A 15,280-nucleotide genomic window follows, 5' to 3' on the forward strand; every position below is an offset into this window, starting at 1 on the left:
GGGGGCATCGACCTGCGAACTGCGCAAGAGGGCAGCGCCGCGCGACCATCAATCGTGCAACTCTCTCGCGATTGGCGGGCCAACGCTGAAGCCCGAGAACATCACCTCGAAGCCTTCGCGCTGCGGCGAGCAGCACATCATGCCGACGTCGACGCTCCGCGAGACCGGGAAATGGGCCAGCCGCACCGGTTTCCAGCGGCCGTCCGCGGCATCGAGGTACTGAACGCGAATGGCTTCGGCGTGGCGGGTCAGACGAATCCTCACGCCGTCGGGGTCTGTCGGAATGCTGACCAGCGACCAGTCGGAGGTGTCGTTGGTGACGACAACGGAAAAATAGGCGAGGCCGTCCGTGTATTCGATGCCGGCCTTGATCCAGTGCGTTTCGCTGAGCCGCAGCATCAGCCCGCCCTGATCGTAGAGCGCCTTGTATTCGCCCTTGACGGTGACCCCGGCGCTGAAGTCGCCCGCGACGGGACGATAGAGGAAATGGCCATTGTCGCGGCGGAAGCCGTAGAAGGTCTCGCGCCAAAAATCGGTCTCCTTGCCGGTGCGGACATGCAGCGTCCCGTCGCCGAACACATGGTGCGGCGGCGGGTTGAGCCAGGCCATTCCGGCAAAGTCAGAGGTCATGACGCCTGCCCGTCAGCCGGCGAACGTATAGGCCGTCTTGACGGTGGTGTAGAACTCCATGGCGTAGCGGCCCTGCTCGCGCGGGCCGTAGCTCGAGCCCTTGCGGCCGCCGAACGGCACATGGAAGTCGACGCCCGCCGTCGGCAGGTTGACCATCACCATGCCGGCTTCGGAATTGCGCTTGAAATGCGTCGCGTGCTTCAGGCTGGTCGTGCAGATGCCGGAGGTCAGGCCGAACGGCGTGTCGTTGGCCACAGTCAGCGCCTCGTCATAATCCTTGACGCGGATGACATTGGCGACCGGGCCGAAGATTTCTTCGCGCGAGATGCGCATGGCGTTGGTGGCGCCGGTAAACAGCGCCGGCCTGAGATAGAAGCCGGGAGTTTCGCGCTCCAGCCGCTCGCCGCCGAAGGCGAGTTCAGCGCCTTCCTGGCGGCCGATGGCGATATAGTCCTCATCCTGTTTGAGCTGGGTCTGGTCGACGACCGGGCCGATCTGGGTCTTGGCGTCCAGCGCGTCGCCGATCACCAGCTTGTCCAGGCGTTCCTTCATGGCGTCGACGAAGCGGTCGTGGATCCCTTCGGTGACGATGAGGCGCGAGGACGCGGTGCAACGCTGGCCGGTCGAGAAATAGGCGCCGTTGACGGCACAATCGACGGCCACCGCAAGGTCCGCATCGTCGAGCACGACCAGCGGGTTCTTGCCGCCCATCTCGAGCTGGAACTTGCGCATATGCTCGACACTCGCCGCGGCGACACGCTTGCCTGTGCCGACAGAGCCGGTGAAGGAGATGGCGTTGACGTCCGGGCTGTCGAGCATGGCCTGGCCGACGACAGAGCCCTTGCCCATGACGAGGTTGAGAACGCCCTTCGGCAGCCCGGCACGATGCAGGATGTCGACGATGGTCCAGGCACTTTCGGGGACCAGTTCCGCCGGCTTGAAGACGATGGTGTTGCCGTAGGCCAGCGCAGGCGCAATCTTCCAGGCGGGAATGGCGATCGGGAAGTTCCACGGCGTGATGATGCCAACCACGCCGACGCCTTCGCGGGTCATCTCGACACCGACGCCGGGGCGCACGCTCGGCACAAGCTCACCAGACAGCCGCAGCGTCTCGCCGGCGAAGAAGTCGAAGATCTGCGCGGCGCGGATGGTTTCGCCGACGCCTTCGGCCAGGGTCTTGCCTTCTTCGCGAGCGAGAGACCGGCCGATCTCGTCCTTGCGCGCCATGATCTCGTCGGAAGTCTTCTTCAGCACGGCATGGCGCGCCAGCGGGCCGGAGCGCGACCAGGCCGGGAAGGCCGCCTTGGCGGCCGCGATGGCCTGCTTGGCCTCCTCCGGCCCGGCCGAGGCGTATTCGCCGACCACATCGTTGGTGTTCGACGGGTTGATGTTGCGCGAGCCGGCCTCGCCCAGCCACTCGCCGTCGATCAGGTTCTTGCGGAGCACGGTCATCTTCATTCCTTCGAGATTGGCTTGCTTCTTCGAGATTGGCTGGCGTGGCAAAGCGCCGGTCATTTGTCAGACAAATGAAATAGCCATGGTCTGCGGAAACGTCTACCCGAGAAGCTTTCGATAAAGGTAGGCGCGCGGCGGTGGAAGTCCACCGGCTTCGTCCGCGCCCCCTGTCACGACAAAGCCCTGACGGCCTCCTTCAGACGGAAAACGACCAGAACAGGCAGGCGAGCGTTGCCGCGGCGAAGATGACGAAGAACAGGCTTCTGAGCAAGATGTTGCGGCGAAGCTCATTCATGGCGAGATGCGCGCCGACGATCGCCGGGACGAACAGGAAGCGCCAGTTGAGAAGGGTCCAAGGCACCTCACGCTGGCCGAGCGCCCATCGAGCGAGAAGCGAACCGACAATGGCGGCGAACAGCACGATCGTTGCCCAGAAGATCGCGTCGGCGGCATGCGTAAGCACAACCCCGGCGGCGCGGATGGGCAGGATCAACATCAACAGCGCGCTGAAGAAATAAATGGCGGCGATGGCCAGGAACGAACCCGCGTCGGCAATGCCGTCGAGGCGCTTAACGCCGAAGGCGCCTTGAGGGTAGCCGTGCTTGGCGACCGCCAGCGACAGCGCCATCAGCAAGGCGCTCAGAACCGTGACCAATGCGAATGTGCCGAGAGCCTTGCTCATGCCGTTCCCTGTCGAGACGAATCACGGGATTCTAGCAGAGCGCGGCTGCCGAAAACCGCAATTCACCTCGCGGCAGTATCGAAGCGTCAGGGCTCTTGCGAGGCCGAGTGGAGTTCGGCCTTGCGCCGGGCGGTCTCCAGGCCGACGTCGATGAAGCGGCGCGCATGGCGGGCCAATTCCATGTTGTCGGTCCACAATTGCGCCAGATCGCCGTCTTCCTCAAGAGGTTCTCGCCGACGATCTCGGAGGAGAAGGATTCGCGTCGAGCACGACAGCGCAGGCGGGGCCGGTGCAGGCGTGGCGACGACGCTGGTCTTGTCCGGGATATTGGCCGATCTAGGCGACCTGACCGGCCCGATTACACATTGGACGCCTTCCGCCGGCGCTGACCTATCCGATGCGAGCGCCGCTTGCCGGATCGAACAGATGCAGCGCCGCTGGGTCGGCGGCGAGGCGGACCGCGTCGCCCGGTTTGACATTGCTGCGGCCCATGACGAAGACGCAGATCTGCTGGTTGGCCAGCCTGACATAGAATTGCGTCGACAGGCCGAGCGGCTCGACGACCTCGACCTGACCTTTCAGCGGGCCGTCGTCGGCCAGCCGGATGTGTTCCGGCCGCAGCCCGACGGTCAGCGCACCGCCATCCTTCAGCGGCAATCCGTCCGGCAGCCTCAGCTTCTGGCCGTCGGCCAGCACGGCATCGACCTTGCCGCCCTTGGCGACCTTTGCCGGCAAAAAATTCATGCCGGGCGAGCCGATGAACCCGGCGACGAAAGTGTTGGCGGGACGATCGTAGAGCTCCAGCGGATGACCGACCTGCTGCACATAGCCGTCATGCATGACGACGATGCGGTCGGCCATGGTCATCGCCTCGACCTGGTCGTGCGTGACATAGACCGAGGTCGTCTTCAGCTGCTGGTGCAGCGCCTTGATCTCGGCGCGCATGTGGACGCGCAGCTTGGCGTCGAGGTTCGACAGCGGCTCGTCGAACAGGAAGACTTTGGGATCGCGCACGATGGCGCGGCCCATGGCGACGCGCTGGCGCTGACCGCCGGAAAGCTGGCGCGGCAGGCGGCCGAGAAACGTCTCCAGACCGAGGCGCTTGGCGGCGGCGCCCACCCTGCCGTCGATCGTCGTCTTCTCGGCCTTCTTCAGCATCAGGCTGAAGCCCATGTTCGAGGAGACGTCCATATGCGGGTAGAGCGCATAGGACTGAAACACCATAGCGATGTCGCGGTCCTTCGGCGCCACATCGTTGACCAGCCGCTCGCCGATTCGGATCTCGCCGCCGGTGACCTCCTCCAGGCCGGCGATCATGCGCAGCAGCGTTGACTTGCCACAGCCGGACGGGCCGACCAGCACGACGAACTCGCCGTCGGCGATCTCGAGATCGACGCCGTGCAGGATGCGCAGCGCTCCATAGTCCTTCTCGACATGTTGCAGCGTGACGGAAGCCATCGATTATCCTTTGACAGCGCCGGCGGTAAGGCCGGTGACGAGATAGCGTTGCAGGAAGGCGAAGAAGATGCAGACCGGGATCAGCGCCAGGATGGAGGCCGCCATCATCTGCCCCCAGTCGACGGCGAACTTGCCGATGAAGGTGAGCAGGCCGACGGCAAAGGTCTTCTGCTCGTCGCTGGAGATCAGCATCAGCGCGAACAGCAATTCGCTCCAAGCGGCGGTGAAGACGAAGCCGAGCGTCGCCCCCATGCCGGGCAAGGTGAGCGGCACGATCACCCGGCGCATGGCCTGGGCGCGCGTGCAGCCGTCGATCATCGCCGCCTCCTCCAGATCCTTCGGAATGCTGTCGAAGAAGGACTGCATGAGGAAGGTGGCGAAGGCGGTGTTGAAGGCGGTGTAGATGATGATCAGCCCGGTCAGGCTGTTGGTCAGGCCGAGATCGCCCATGATGCGGTAGATCGGCGGGATGACCATGACCAACGGGAAAGTCTGGGTCAGCAAGAGCAGGATCGCTAAAGTCGCCTTGCCGCGGAAGGTAAAGCGCGACATCGCATAGCCGGCAAGCGTGGCGATGACCGTGACCAGTGCCGCCGTCGACACCGAGACGATGACGCTGTTCAAGAAGTAGCGCGGGAAGTCGGAAGCCTCCAGCACGGTGTCGAAGTTCTTGAGCGTCATTTCCGATGGCCAGAAGGTTATGCCTTCGGAATAGAGCAGCCGCTCCGGCGTCACAGAGATCTTCAGCGTCCAGAAGATCGGGAACAGCGCGAAGACGACATAGGCGGCGATCGCGGCGTAGAGGCCGATGCCGCCAGCGATGCGCGAGGAGGTGGAGCGGCCGGCAATCATCAGACATGCCTCACAAGCGTGCGGCGGATGGCGATCAGGCCAACCGCATAGGCAATGAGCAGCACCAGCAGCAGCACCGCGACTGCGGACGCATAGCCTTTGTCCAGCGACTTGAAGGCGCTGACATAGATGTAGACCGGCACCGTGCTGGTCGAGCCTGCCGGTCCGCCCTCGGTCATGACGAAGATCAGGTCGGCGAAGGTCGCGATCCAGATGGTGCGCAGCATGACGGTGATGACGATGGTCGGCGCCAGGAACGGCAGCGTCACCTTGGTGAAGCGCTGCCAGGGCGAGGCGCCGTCGATGGCTGCCGCCTCATGCAGTTCCGACGGGATCGACTTCAACGCCGCAAGCAGAGTGATGGCGAAGAAGGGAATGCCGAACCAGATGTTGGCGACGATCGGCCCCCACATAGCTGTGGCCGGATCGGAAAGCACGTTGGTCGGCTCGGCCTTCAGGCCGAGCGCGAAAAGCCAGTGCGGCAGCGGGCCGATGATCGGGTTGAACAGCCAGGCCCAGGTAAGGCCGGAAAGAAAGGACGGCACCGCCCAGGGCAGGAACACCACGGCCTGCACGACCTTGCGGCCATAAAAGGGCTTGTCGAGCAGCAGCGCCAGACCAAGCCCGAGGAAGAACTGGAAGAACAGGCTGGCGGCCGTCCACCAAAGCGTGTTGACCAGCGCCTGGCCGAGCACCGCGTCGGAGAGCATCGCTTGGTACTGGCCGAGCCCGACATATTCCGATTTGAAGGCGGAGAATTTGCGGAAGGAATAGCTGATGCCGATGATCAGCGGCACCAGGAGCACGACGACCAGCAGGACGATAGCCGGCGAAAGATAGAGCCAGGGCTCGATCGCGGCCTTGCTCAGCCGCTTCTTGCGCGGCCGGCCGGTCGATCGGATTTCGGACACTGCGTAGGTCATTCGATTTGGCTCTACGGGTGATGGTGAGGCCAGCGTGGCGACAGCGTCCTTCTCCCCGTTCACGGGGAGAAGACGCCGGTTCACCCTCCGTAGCTGCAGCGCAGCTGCTGCGGAGGAGGGCAGGCAGATGAGGAGCGGAGGCGACTTTCAGGATTCGGCGCTGCCCTCATCCGTCACTTGTCCGTGAATGTCGTTCTCCCAAAACCGCTTCGCACTTTTGGGCGACATTCATCGGGTGACACCTTCTCCCCGCAAGCGGGGAGAAGGAAGAAAGGTCACTTCTTGTTCTTGGCTAGCCAGGCCTGCTGCTCCTTGGTCAGGAACGCCGCCCACTCGTCGGCCACCTGCTTGGCCGGCTTCTGGCCAAGCAGCACTTCCTGGAAGTTCTTGATCGCCACCTGGTCGACGAAGTTGCCGAGGTTTTCCAGATGGGTCGGCGGCGTCACCATTTCATATTTCGAGCTGTCGTTGAGCTCGGTGAACCAGCCCTTGAACTGCTCGGTCTTGAAGTGGGCGTCCTGATCGGCGCCGTTGTGGATCGGGACGACGCCGACTTCCTTGGCCCATTCCAGATTGTCCTTGGGCGACAGCAGCGTCGCCATCAGCTTCCAGGCTTCGTCCTTGTGCTGCGAATTGGCGAACATCGCCCAGCCGGCATAGCCCAGCGTCGGATAGGATTTGCCGCTCGGGCCGACCGGCAGCGGCGCGACCGCAAAGTCGTCGGCGCTCATCTTGTCGGCGATGCCGAGCAGCGCGTCCGGATCCTGGTTGAGCATGGCGCAGGTGCCGGAATAGAAGCCGGTCACCGTCTCGTTGAAGCCCCAGCTCACGGAATCCTTCGGCGCCAGGCCGTTCTTGTACATGTCGGCCAGCATCTGCAGCCCCTTGACCGAGCCCTCCTCGTTGATGGTCGAAGTGCCGTCCTCGGTGAAGTAGCCCCCCTTGCCGTTGGCGATGTTCATGAACATGTGCATGCCGTTGAAGGCGCCGGGCCCGCCGCGCAGGCAATAGCCGTATTTGCCGGGGATGGCGGAGATCTTTTTGGAGAACTCGACGAACTCGTCGAGGTTTTCCGGCGGACGGTCAAGACCCGCTTCCTTGAACAGCTTCTTGTTCCAGAACAGCGCGTTCACATAGTAGCCGTAAGGGATCATGAACTGGGTGTTGTTGACTGTCGAGCCGAACTGCTTGGCCCGGTCGCCGAGCGTCTTGGCGTCGTCCCATTTGGCCATGTAGGGGCCGAGATCCTCGAGCTGGCCGTTGTTGGCATAGAGGCCCATCCAGCGCTCCGGCATCTCGACCACGTCGGGCGTGTCGCCGGCCTGAACCATGGTGAGAAACTTCTCGAACGCCTGGCCCCAGGGCAGCGAGACGAGCTCGACCTTGATCCCGGGATTGGCCTGCTCGAATTCGGCGATCTGCTTCTTCAGGAATTCGGTGCGCGGCGGGCTGGTGATGACCTCGACCATCTTGATGGTGGTGTCGGCCAGCGCGGCCCCGGCGGAAATCGCGAGGCCGGCAGCGGCGGCAAGCAGGATTGTCAGTCTTTTCATGTTCGGAACTCCCATTTTGAACACCTTATTTTTTTGCCTTGTCGAAGGCCTGGGCGATGTCGGCCCAAAGATCCTCGACATTCTCCAATCCGACGTTGAAGCGGATGGTTCGGGGGCTGACGCCGAAGCGCGCCATCGAATTGAGACCCGGCGTCTGCTCGAGCGAGGCCTTGGCGGGCACGACCAGGCTTTCATGGCCGCCCCAGCTGACGCCGATGCGGAACAGCTTCAGCGCGTCGATGAAAGCCGGAATGTCGACATCCTCCGCGACCTCGAAAGAGAACAGCCCGGCATAGCCGGCAAGCGTCTTCTTGCCGGGATGATTGGAGTAGGCGGGATGGTTGACCCGCTCGACCTTGCCATGCGCCTTCAGCCGCTCGGCGAGCGTGAGACCGCTCTTCATATGATGCGGCAACCGCAGCGGCAGCGTGCGCAGGCCGCGCAGCAGAAGCCAGCCCTCGAAAGGCGACAGCTTGCCGCCAAGCGATGAATAGGTCTGCTCGTTAATGTGCTTGATATGCGCGGCCGAGCCCGCCACCACCCCGGCGACGGTGTCGCTGTGGCCGCCGAGATATTTCGAGGCCGAGTGCAGCACCAGATCGACACCATGCGAAATCGGCTTCTGGAAGACGGGCGTCGCCCAGGAATTGTCGATGGTGGTGACGATGCCCTCACCCTTTGCCAGCCGCGTCAGGTGCTCAATGTCCTGCAGCTCGAACATCATCGAGGTCGGGCTTTCGAGGTAGAGCAGCTTGGCGCCGGGAAGTGCTGCCGCCACCGCATCGGGGTCCGAGCCGTCGACATAGTCGACCTTGATTTGCAAGCGCGGGAACAGGCGCTCGAACAGGCGGTAAGCGTCGCCATAGCAGTTGCGTACGGCAACGATCCGCTCGCCGGCGCCGACGAAGGCGAGCACGGTGGCGCTGATAGCCGCCATGCCGCTGGAGAAGCCCCGCGCGGCTTCCGCGCCTTCCAAGGCCGCAACACGCGCCTCGAATTCCATCACCGTTGGGTTGTCGCCGCGCGAATAGATCGGCTGCCTTCTCCTGCCGGCAAAGGTGTCGGCCATGTCGGCGTAATTGTCGAAGGTGAAGAGCGATGTCTGGTAGATCGGCGGCACCACAGCGCCGCCGGGGAACGGATCGTCATGCGCGAGAAGAGTCGCCGCCTCGCCGAGATAGTCGCTGGCCAAAGAAGCCGGGTCGAACCCTGTGGGATGCTCGTTCATTTGCGGTCCAAAAGCTTGAGGTTGGCGGCGCCGCGCTTGAGGTCGTTTTCGACAGTAGCGATGAGCTTCAGCGCTTCGGCCCGGGCTCCCTCCGGGTCGTGCGCGGCGATGCGGTCGAAGATGGTGCGGTGATAGGGAAAGCTGGCATGGCCGAAATCGCGCACGCCGAGCGGATGCTCCCAGAAGCGGTGGAACAGCTCGTGCATGGCGCTGATGATCTGCTCGAACAGCGGATTGCCGGAGGCGCGGTAGACCGACTGGTGGAACTCCCAGTCTTCCTCCGACGACATGCCGGCGCGGCTGTGGAAGGCTTCTTCCATGATGTCGAGCTTGCTTTCGATCTCGGCGACCTCAGCCTTGCCGGCGCGGACGGCGCAAAGAGCGGCGGCCTCGGCCTCCAGCGCGCGGCGGATCTCCAGGGTGCGCATCAGGCCGGCAAAGTCGTTGCCGCCGGCAAGGGTCAGCGGCATGTGCAGCATGTCGGGCGAAACCGCCGCCTTGAGGTAAGTGCCGCTGCCCTGGCGCCGCTCTACGAGGCCCAGCCCCTCCCAGCGGGTGAGTGCCTCGCGAACCGTGTTGCGGCTGACCTTAAGGCGCTCGGCCAGGATGCGCTCGGTCGGCAGTTTTTCACCGGGACCCAACGCCTCCTGCCGCACGAAGCCGGCCAACGCCTTCAGGACCGCATCATCGCGGGCCGTCGTCTGGATCGGCGGGAGAGGGTCGGTCACGCTGGTGAATTCCGAAAGTGGTTCAATGGTCCAACCAATTTCTGCATGAACGAAGAGGTGAGTCAACCACGCATGGTGCGATTCGACGATTTCGATCGGTAGCCGACACTGCGCGAGCGGCGTCAGCCGCTCACGCGCCGAGCTTCGCTCCAAGTTGCTCGACTTGAAACGGAGCGACCTGCGGCGGACCGTCGAGGACCCCTTGCGACTGCAAGGCAGCCTGCCCGAGTTCGGTCAGAGCGTAGATGCCGCGCTCGGCCCTGGCGAACCAGCCATAATAGTTGTGCAGCAGGATGCTGGCCGCGCGGGGGGCAACGAGTTTCAAATCGCGCGGCCGCTTCGGGCCGTCGGCCATGGCGGCGGCGCAGGCAATTGCTTCCTGGCGGTATGCGGTCATGATCGGCTTTTGCCGCGTGCTGCCGCCGATGGACGGATCGCCCTTGCGGCGGTGATGCTCCTCGACCAGCCGCGAGCGCCGCTTCGGGTCGCGCCGCGGCGGCACGGCGGCCGGGCTGAGCAGCAACTCGACCTTGCCTTTCCCATCGACCGCGAGCAGGCCGAAGCCGAGCCGGCGGCAGAGCGCGCGAAAACGTCGATCGTGCTCGCGGCCCTTGCCGCGCGCCGACATCCGCGCGGCGAGCCAGACCTCGTCGCAGGCCGCCGCCCGATCGACGCCTTGCAGAACGAGCTCGAGATTGAACTGCAGCTTCAGCTCGCAGATGACGACCACGGGCGGCTCGCCTTCGCGCAACCCGACGATGTCGCAGCCGCCGACCTCGCCTTTGACGGTGAAGTCGAGGCTCTCGAGGAACCGCTTCACCGGTGCATAGAGGGACGTTTCCTGCATGGGAGAGGCATAGCCGATTCGAGCCCGGCCGACACGGCAGAAGGCGACGCGACCGCCCGCCGCTATTGCTTGGCGAACTGGCCCCTATAGGTCTGGCCGGCAAGCGTGTAGGTGCCGGCAAGCGTTCCGTCAGGCTGCATCGTAAACGTGATGTCTGCGCCGTTCGGCAGGCGTCCAAGCTTTAATGTGTTCCCGGCGATCCTGCCGGCGCCGTCGGCGATCCCCGGCTTGTTGTCGGCCATATCGCCCCACGCGTAGCTGACCGTCACCTGCCCGGCCGGTGAAACGGTCAGCACGGCCAGCTTGCCTTCAAAGGTGCCATCCAGCTGTCCCGCCCAAATGCCTGAAAACGCCGCATATCGGGCGGGGACACTCTTGCCCGGAGGCGTGATCGCCACGGTTTGGTCGAGCACCGCAGTGTCCGGGACAGCGGGAGCCGCGACAGCAGCCGGGGCAGGTTGAGGAGGAGGCGGGGCCTCGGATACCGATTCACAAGCGACAAGCGCCAATGCCGCGAAACCGAGCATCACAGAAAGACTGTTTGGTGGAGCCAATCGGAATCGAACCGACGACCTCTTGAATGCCATTCAAGCGCTCTCCCAACTGAGCTATGGCCCCACTCCCGGCAGTCAGCCGGCGCCGTTTCCGGCGAAGAGATCCGGCGCAGTTGGGCACCGCGCCGTCGTTTAGTGCTGGCGGCTTCTAGCGCCGCCTTCGGTCAAGATCAAGCCTTGAAAAGCCGCTTTTTCGTCACAGGTCAAAATGGCCGGCAAACAATCGCGCCGGGGCCGAAATCAGACCTCGTCCTCGTCGTCGCCGACGCCGATCATATCGGAAACGTCGTCGTCCTCTTCTTCCTCGTCGGCAAGGAAGGTGTCATCGTCATCGTCACCGAGATCGACATCATCCTCGTCGTCGCCGAGATCGGGCAGATCGTCGCCGCCGCCCTTGGTCTCCTCGTCCGCATCTTCGAGCGAGACGATTTCGGCGCCTTCTTCCTCCTCGGAGTCGACTTCCTTGTCGGCGACGTCCTCATCGTCCTCGATCGCGGAAATCTTGCCTTCCTCGAAATAGGAGCGCGGATAGCTCTTGCCGGTGTAGGGCGAGACGATCGGGTCCTTGTTCAGATCGTAGAATTTCCGCCCCGTTTCGGGGTCGACACGTTTTGTGCCAAGTTCAGGTTTTGCCACAGCAAGCCTCGTCAAAAAAAGAATGGTCCCCTTAACCGCAGTTTTCCGCGCTGTCAAAGCCAAAAGCCGGCATCGCAAAACCTTGCATTCGAAGGCCCGCGTGAGGGGATGACCATTGCGGCGTGCCGTGATACGAGACCGCCGCAACACGACGAATTGAGCCGGCCCGCCGGCGCCCGCATTTGGAACAGACAATGTCTCACGCTGCCGCCCCGAAGCCGGCTACGGCCCGCAAATCCCCTGCCCTTGCCGGCACGGCGCGGGTGCCCGGCGACAAGTCGATCTCGCACCGCTCCTTCATGTTCGGCGGCCTGGCTTCCGGCGAGACGCGCATCACCGGCCTGCTGGAAGGCGAGGACGTGATGCGCACGGGCGCGGCCATGAAGGCGATGGGCGCGCATATCGAAAAGAAGGGCGCCGAATGGGTGATCCGCGGCACCGGCAACGGCGCGCTGCTCGAGCCGGAAGGCCCGCTCGATTTCGGCAATGCCGGCACCGGCTCGCGGCTCACCATGGGCCTGGTCGGCACCTACGACATGGAGACGACCTTCATCGGCGACGCCTCGCTCTCCGGCCGGCCGATGGGCCGGGTGCTGGAGCCGCTGCGGCAGATGGGCGTGCAGGTGCTGAAGGCGGCGCCCGGCGACCGCATGCCGATCACGCTGCGCGGCCCGAAACACGCCGCGCCCATCACCTATCGCGTGCCGATGGCCTCGGCACAGGTGAAGTCGGCGGTGCTGCTTGCCGGGCTCAACACGCCCGGCATCACGACCGTGATCGAGCCGGTGATGACGCGCGATCACACCGAAAAGATGCTGAAAGGCTTCGGCGCCAACCTCACCGTCGAGACCGACGAGCGCGGCGTGCGCCACATCTTCATCGAAGGCCAGGGCAAGCTGACGGGGCAGACCATCGCCGTGCCCGGCGACCCGTCCTCGGCCGGCTTCCCGCTGGTGGCGGCGCTCATCGTGCCGGGCTCGGATATCGTGATCGAGAACGTGCTGATGAACCCGACCCGCACCGGGCTGCTCCTCACATTGCAGGAGATGGGCGGCCGCATCGACATCCTCAACCCCCGCAATGCCGGCGGCGAGGACGTGGCGGACCTGCGCGTGCGCTCCTCCGACCTCAAAGGTGTCGTGGTGCCGCCGGAGCGGGCGCCGTCGATGATCGACGAATATCCGGTGCTGGCGGTTGCCGCTGTTTTCGCCGAAGGCGAGACGCTGATGCAGGGTCTGGAGGAATTGCGCGTCAAGGAATCCGACCGGTTGTCGGCGGTGGCCAACGGGCTGAAGCTCAACGGCGTCGACTGCAGCGAGGGCGAAGCCTCGCTTGCCGTGCGCGGCAAGCCCGGCGGCAAGGGCCTGGGCGCTCATCCCAACGGGCCGGACACGGCGGTGAAGACGCATCTCGACCACCGCATCGCCATGAGTTTTCTGGTGATGGGGCTGGCGACGGAAAAGCCGGTGACCACCGACGACGCCAACATGGTCGCGACCAGCTTTCCGGAATTCATGGGGCTGATGAAGGGGCTCGGCGCCGAGATCGAGTGACGGGCGATGGGTTGGAGCCGAACCGAGATGCAGCTGGAACAGCACCCCGCTTTTTCCGGCCGGACATCTCCCCCGCAAGGGGGGAGATCAGATGTCGCGCAGGCTTTCGCCAATCTCCGACGCCAGACGGAATGCGCCGGTATCGGAACTGCCAATCTCCCCCCTTGCGGGGGAGATGTCCGGCAGGACAGAGGGGGGTGTGAAGGATCGCGGCGCTTGTCATATTCATCGCGCTCTACGACTACGTCGGCCGACCCATGACTCACCCCTTCACCATCGCAATCGACGGCCCCGCCGGCGCCGGCAAGGGCACACTCGCCCGCCGGCTCGCCGATCATTACCGGCTGAACCTGCTCGATACCGGCCTCACCTATCGCGCCGTCGCCCATAAGCTGCTCGAGCTCGGCCTGCCGCTCGACAATGTCTCGGCGGCGGAAACCGCGGCACGCCAAGTCGACCTTTCGAACCTCGACCGCACGGTGCTTTCGGCGCATGCGGTAGGCGAGGCCGCCTCAAAGGTCGCCGTCATTCCGTCGGTCCGGCGCATCCTGGTCGACAAGCAGCGCGAGTTCGCCAAGGCGCCGCCGGGCGCGGTGCTCGATGGCCGCGACATCGGCACGGTCGTGTGTCCCGACGCCGATATCAAGCTCTATGTCACAGCGAGCGCTGAAGTGCGGGGAAGGCGCCGGCTGGCCGAGATCGAGAGCATGGGCGGCAGCGCCGATTTTGCCACGATCCTCGCCGACATCGAGCGCCGCGACGAGCGCGATATGGGCCGTGCCGACTCGCCGCTCAAGCCGGCGGCGGACGCGTACTTGCTCGACACCAGCGACATGGCAATCGAGGCCGCGTTTCTGGCGGCCATGGCAATCGTTGACCGAGCCATGGCCGCGAAAGACCTCGCCTGAGCTTGGCTATCACGACCGGATCGTGCCTTCGATCGCATGTCTGCCTGACCTGCTCACGACGGCTACGAAAACCGCCGCGGTGACATAGGCAATCAAGGCGTAAAGCGCTGGCGGGATCGCCATTTCGGCGTTGTTGAGGAGATATTCGCTAAGCGCCAAGGCTATAACGAACGCGGCGTTGTGGATGGCCGTTGCCATGGTGATGGCGACCGCCTGCCGCCTTTCCAGGCGCAGCAGCGACGGAACGGCGTAGCCGAGCGCCATGCTCACCACGTTGAAGGCAAAGGCGGCAAAGCCGACAATGGGCCCCCAGGTCACGATGACCTGCCGCTGATCGACGACGGCAAAAATAACGACCGCCGCAAGAAAAAGCGTCGCCAGTAGCTTGACGGGCCCCTCCAGGCGCTCGGCCAAGGCCGTGTAGCGGTGCCGGACGGCAACTCCGATCGAAACCGGGACAAGCACAACGGCAAAGAACTGCAGGAATTTCTCGATCGGCAGCGGGATGACGTGCCCGGCGCCATAGAAATGCAGCAGCGAAAAATTGGTGATCAATGGCACCGACACCAGCGCCACCATTGAGCTGATCGCCGTCAGCGTCAGGCTGAGCGCCGTATCGCCCTTGGCAAGGTGAGTGAAGAGGACCGCGGACGGGGCGCCGGGACTGGCCGCGAGCAGCATCATGCCGACCGCCATGGCAGGCGGCAAAGCCGAAACCGACACGATGCCGAAGCAAAGGACGGGAAGAACCAGTATCTGCACGATAAGAGCCACCAGGAGGGCCTTCGGTCGCAGCACCACCTGCAAGAAGTCCTGGAGCTTGAGCGACAGGCCAAGCCCCAGCATGATGATGACGAGGGCAACTGGCAGGAAGATGTTGAAAGTGGCGCTTGACTGCATAGTGATGCTCCCCGTGACCATCCATGTCGGCAAGAAGAACTGCAACCGCGAACGCGTAATCGCAAAAACATTCGGGCGGAGCACGCGCACCGCCGCGACGCGCACTTGCCTGACACCGGCGAAGTGTCTATAGAGACCGCGTTTCTGGCGGCCATGGCTAACCATCAAAGACTGCTGGCCAAGAGAAACAAGGCCTGATCAGGGTTTTCCTCGTGTTTTCCGTTGCCGGAGGCGATGAAAATACCCATATCGGGCACGAACCAGCCTGCCAGCATTCTCTATGCGCCGGACTTGCCGCTTAAGCGGCCGAGGGCTCTTCAGCCCGGAACGCCGGCAGGCTCACGCAACGCTAACCCACGGCGCCCGCTTCGCT

15 protein-coding genes, 1 tRNA gene and 2 pseudogenes are annotated in these 15,280 nt (G+C 64.1%); 3 read left to right on the forward strand and 15 right to left on the reverse strand.

The window, feature by feature from the left end; genetic code table 11:
- Positions 1–48: 48 nt before the first annotated feature.
- The 14 genes and pseudogenes from EOD29_RS21435 to EOD29_RS21505 all read right to left on the reverse strand — a co-directional run bounded on the left by EOD29_RS21435 (position 49) and on the right by EOD29_RS21505 (position 11,546).
- Complete coding sequence (locus EOD29_RS21435; RefSeq protein WP_095824341.1) at positions 49–630, reverse strand: DUF1349 domain-containing protein; 582 nt, start codon at positions 628–630, stop codon at positions 49–51.
- A 12-nt stretch (positions 631–642) separates the two neighbouring features.
- On the reverse strand, positions 643–2,082 hold the full coding sequence (locus tag EOD29_RS21440) for an aldehyde dehydrogenase family protein (RefSeq protein ID WP_067324714.1): 1,440 nt from the start codon (positions 2,080–2,082) through the stop codon (positions 643–645).
- A gap of 199 nt (positions 2,083–2,281) precedes the next feature.
- Positions 2,282–2,767, reverse strand: coding sequence for a hypothetical protein (locus tag EOD29_RS21445; RefSeq protein WP_095824342.1), 486 nt, complete (start codon positions 2,765–2,767; stop codon positions 2,282–2,284).
- Positions 2,768–2,853: 86 nt separating this feature from the next.
- Positions 2,854–3,026 (reverse strand): annotated as a pseudogene (locus EOD29_RS21450) (sugar phosphate isomerase/epimerase); the annotation flags it as partial.
- Between the two features lie 131 nt (positions 3,027–3,157).
- Positions 3,158–4,225, reverse strand: coding sequence for a sn-glycerol-3-phosphate ABC transporter ATP-binding protein UgpC (ugpC, locus tag EOD29_RS21460; RefSeq protein WP_127247772.1), 1,068 nt, complete (start codon positions 4,223–4,225; stop codon positions 3,158–3,160).
- A 3-nt stretch (positions 4,226–4,228) separates the two neighbouring features.
- Positions 4,229–5,077 carry a carbohydrate ABC transporter permease gene (locus EOD29_RS21465; protein ID WP_067324203.1) on the reverse strand — a complete coding sequence of 283 codons (849 nt, stop codon included), beginning with the start codon at positions 5,075–5,077 and terminating at the stop codon, positions 4,229–4,231.
- Positions 5,077–6,000: a sugar ABC transporter permease gene (locus tag EOD29_RS21470; RefSeq protein WP_095777012.1), complete on the reverse strand. Its 924-nt coding sequence runs from the start codon at positions 5,998–6,000 to the stop codon at positions 5,077–5,079. Before EOD29_RS21470 ends, EOD29_RS21465 begins: the two co-directional genes overlap by 1 nt.
- Positions 6,001–6,275: 275 nt before the next feature.
- Positions 6,276–7,553: a sugar ABC transporter substrate-binding protein gene (locus EOD29_RS21475; RefSeq protein ID WP_095824418.1), complete on the reverse strand. Its 1,278-nt coding sequence runs from the start codon at positions 7,551–7,553 to the stop codon at positions 6,276–6,278.
- 25 nt (positions 7,554–7,578) lie between these two features.
- Positions 7,579–8,781, reverse strand: a complete 1,203-nt coding sequence (locus EOD29_RS21480; RefSeq protein ID WP_127239463.1) for a PLP-dependent transferase — start codon at positions 8,779–8,781, stop codon at positions 7,579–7,581.
- On the reverse strand, positions 8,778–9,509 hold the full coding sequence (locus EOD29_RS21485) for a FadR/GntR family transcriptional regulator (protein ID WP_127239464.1): 732 nt from the start codon (positions 9,507–9,509) through the stop codon (positions 8,778–8,780). Before EOD29_RS21485 ends, EOD29_RS21480 begins: the two co-directional genes overlap by 4 nt.
- 130 nt (positions 9,510–9,639) lie before the next feature.
- Positions 9,640–10,356, reverse strand: a complete 717-nt coding sequence (locus tag EOD29_RS21490; protein ID WP_127247774.1) for a DUF2161 family putative PD-(D/E)XK-type phosphodiesterase — start codon at positions 10,354–10,356, stop codon at positions 9,640–9,642.
- A 62-nt stretch (positions 10,357–10,418) separates the two neighbouring features.
- Positions 10,419–10,769 carry a hypothetical protein gene (locus EOD29_RS21495; protein ID WP_245460529.1) on the reverse strand — a complete coding sequence of 117 codons (351 nt, stop codon included), beginning with the start codon at positions 10,767–10,769 and terminating at the stop codon, positions 10,419–10,421.
- Positions 10,770–10,898: 129 nt separating this feature from the next.
- Positions 10,899–10,974, reverse strand: a tRNA-Ala gene (locus EOD29_RS21500).
- A gap of 176 nt (positions 10,975–11,150) precedes the next feature.
- Positions 11,151–11,546, reverse strand: coding sequence for a TIGR02300 family protein (locus EOD29_RS21505; RefSeq protein WP_067003406.1), 396 nt, complete (start codon positions 11,544–11,546; stop codon positions 11,151–11,153).
- 194 nt (positions 11,547–11,740) lie between these two features.
- Between EOD29_RS21505 and aroA the strand changes: the two genes are divergently transcribed.
- Complete coding sequence (gene aroA, locus EOD29_RS21510) at positions 11,741–13,099, forward strand: 3-phosphoshikimate 1-carboxyvinyltransferase (protein WP_127247776.1); 1,359 nt, start codon at positions 11,741–11,743, stop codon at positions 13,097–13,099.
- Between the two features lie 257 nt (positions 13,100–13,356).
- Positions 13,357–14,007 carry a (d)CMP kinase gene (gene cmk, locus EOD29_RS21520; RefSeq protein ID WP_127247778.1) on the forward strand — a complete coding sequence of 217 codons (651 nt, stop codon included), beginning with the start codon at positions 13,357–13,359 and terminating at the stop codon, positions 14,005–14,007.
- Positions 14,008–14,016: 9 nt separating this feature from the next.
- Here the strand turns inward: cmk and EOD29_RS21525 are convergent, their stop codons facing one another.
- Entirely contained in the window at positions 14,017–14,907 is an 891-nt protein-coding gene (locus EOD29_RS21525; RefSeq protein WP_067324191.1) for a bile acid:sodium symporter family protein, read from the reverse strand.
- A gap of 96 nt (positions 14,908–15,003) precedes the next feature.
- Between EOD29_RS21525 and EOD29_RS38025 the strand changes: the two are divergent.
- A pseudogene (locus tag EOD29_RS38025) lies at positions 15,004–15,105 on the forward strand (cytidylate kinase); the annotation flags it as partial.
- Positions 15,106–15,280 lie beyond the last annotated feature (175 nt).

Source organism: Mesorhizobium sp. M1A.T.Ca.IN.004.03.1.1, assembly GCF_003997555.1.
Lineage (GTDB): Bacteria > Pseudomonadota > Alphaproteobacteria > Rhizobiales > Rhizobiaceae > Mesorhizobium.

Coding starts and splice junctions, on each gene's coding strand:
- EOD29_RS21440 (WP_067324714.1), bottom strand. CDS start 2,082: ATGACCGTGCTCCGCAAGAACCTGATCGACGGCGAGTGGCTGGGCGAG.
- EOD29_RS21470 (WP_095777012.1), bottom strand. CDS start 6,000: ATGACCTACGCAGTGTCCGAAATCCGATCGACCGGCCGGCCGCGCAAG.
- ugpC (WP_127247772.1), bottom strand. CDS start 4,225: ATGGCTTCCGTCACGCTGCAACATGTCGAGAAGGACTATGGAGCGCTG.
- EOD29_RS21445 (WP_095824342.1), bottom strand. CDS start 2,767: ATGAGCAAGGCTCTCGGCACATTCGCATTGGTCACGGTTCTGAGCGCC.
- EOD29_RS21490 (WP_127247774.1), bottom strand. CDS start 10,356: ATGCAGGAAACGTCCCTCTATGCACCGGTGAAGCGGTTCCTCGAGAGC.
- EOD29_RS21480 (WP_127239463.1), bottom strand. CDS start 8,781: ATGAACGAGCATCCCACAGGGTTCGACCCGGCTTCTTTGGCCAGCGAC.
- EOD29_RS21525 (WP_067324191.1), bottom strand. CDS start 14,907: ATGCAGTCAAGCGCCACTTTCAACATCTTCCTGCCAGTTGCCCTCGTC.
- cmk (WP_127247778.1), top strand. CDS start 13,357: ATGACTCACCCCTTCACCATCGCAATCGACGGCCCCGCCGGCGCCGGC.
- EOD29_RS21435 (WP_095824341.1), bottom strand. CDS start 630: ATGACCTCTGACTTTGCCGGAATGGCCTGGCTCAACCCGCCGCCGCAC.
- EOD29_RS21475 (WP_095824418.1), bottom strand. CDS start 7,553: ATGAAAAGACTGACAATCCTGCTTGCCGCCGCTGCCGGCCTCGCGATT.
- EOD29_RS21465 (WP_067324203.1), bottom strand. CDS start 5,077: ATGATTGCCGGCCGCTCCACCTCCTCGCGCATCGCTGGCGGCATCGGC.
- aroA (WP_127247776.1), top strand. CDS start 11,741: ATGTCTCACGCTGCCGCCCCGAAGCCGGCTACGGCCCGCAAATCCCCT.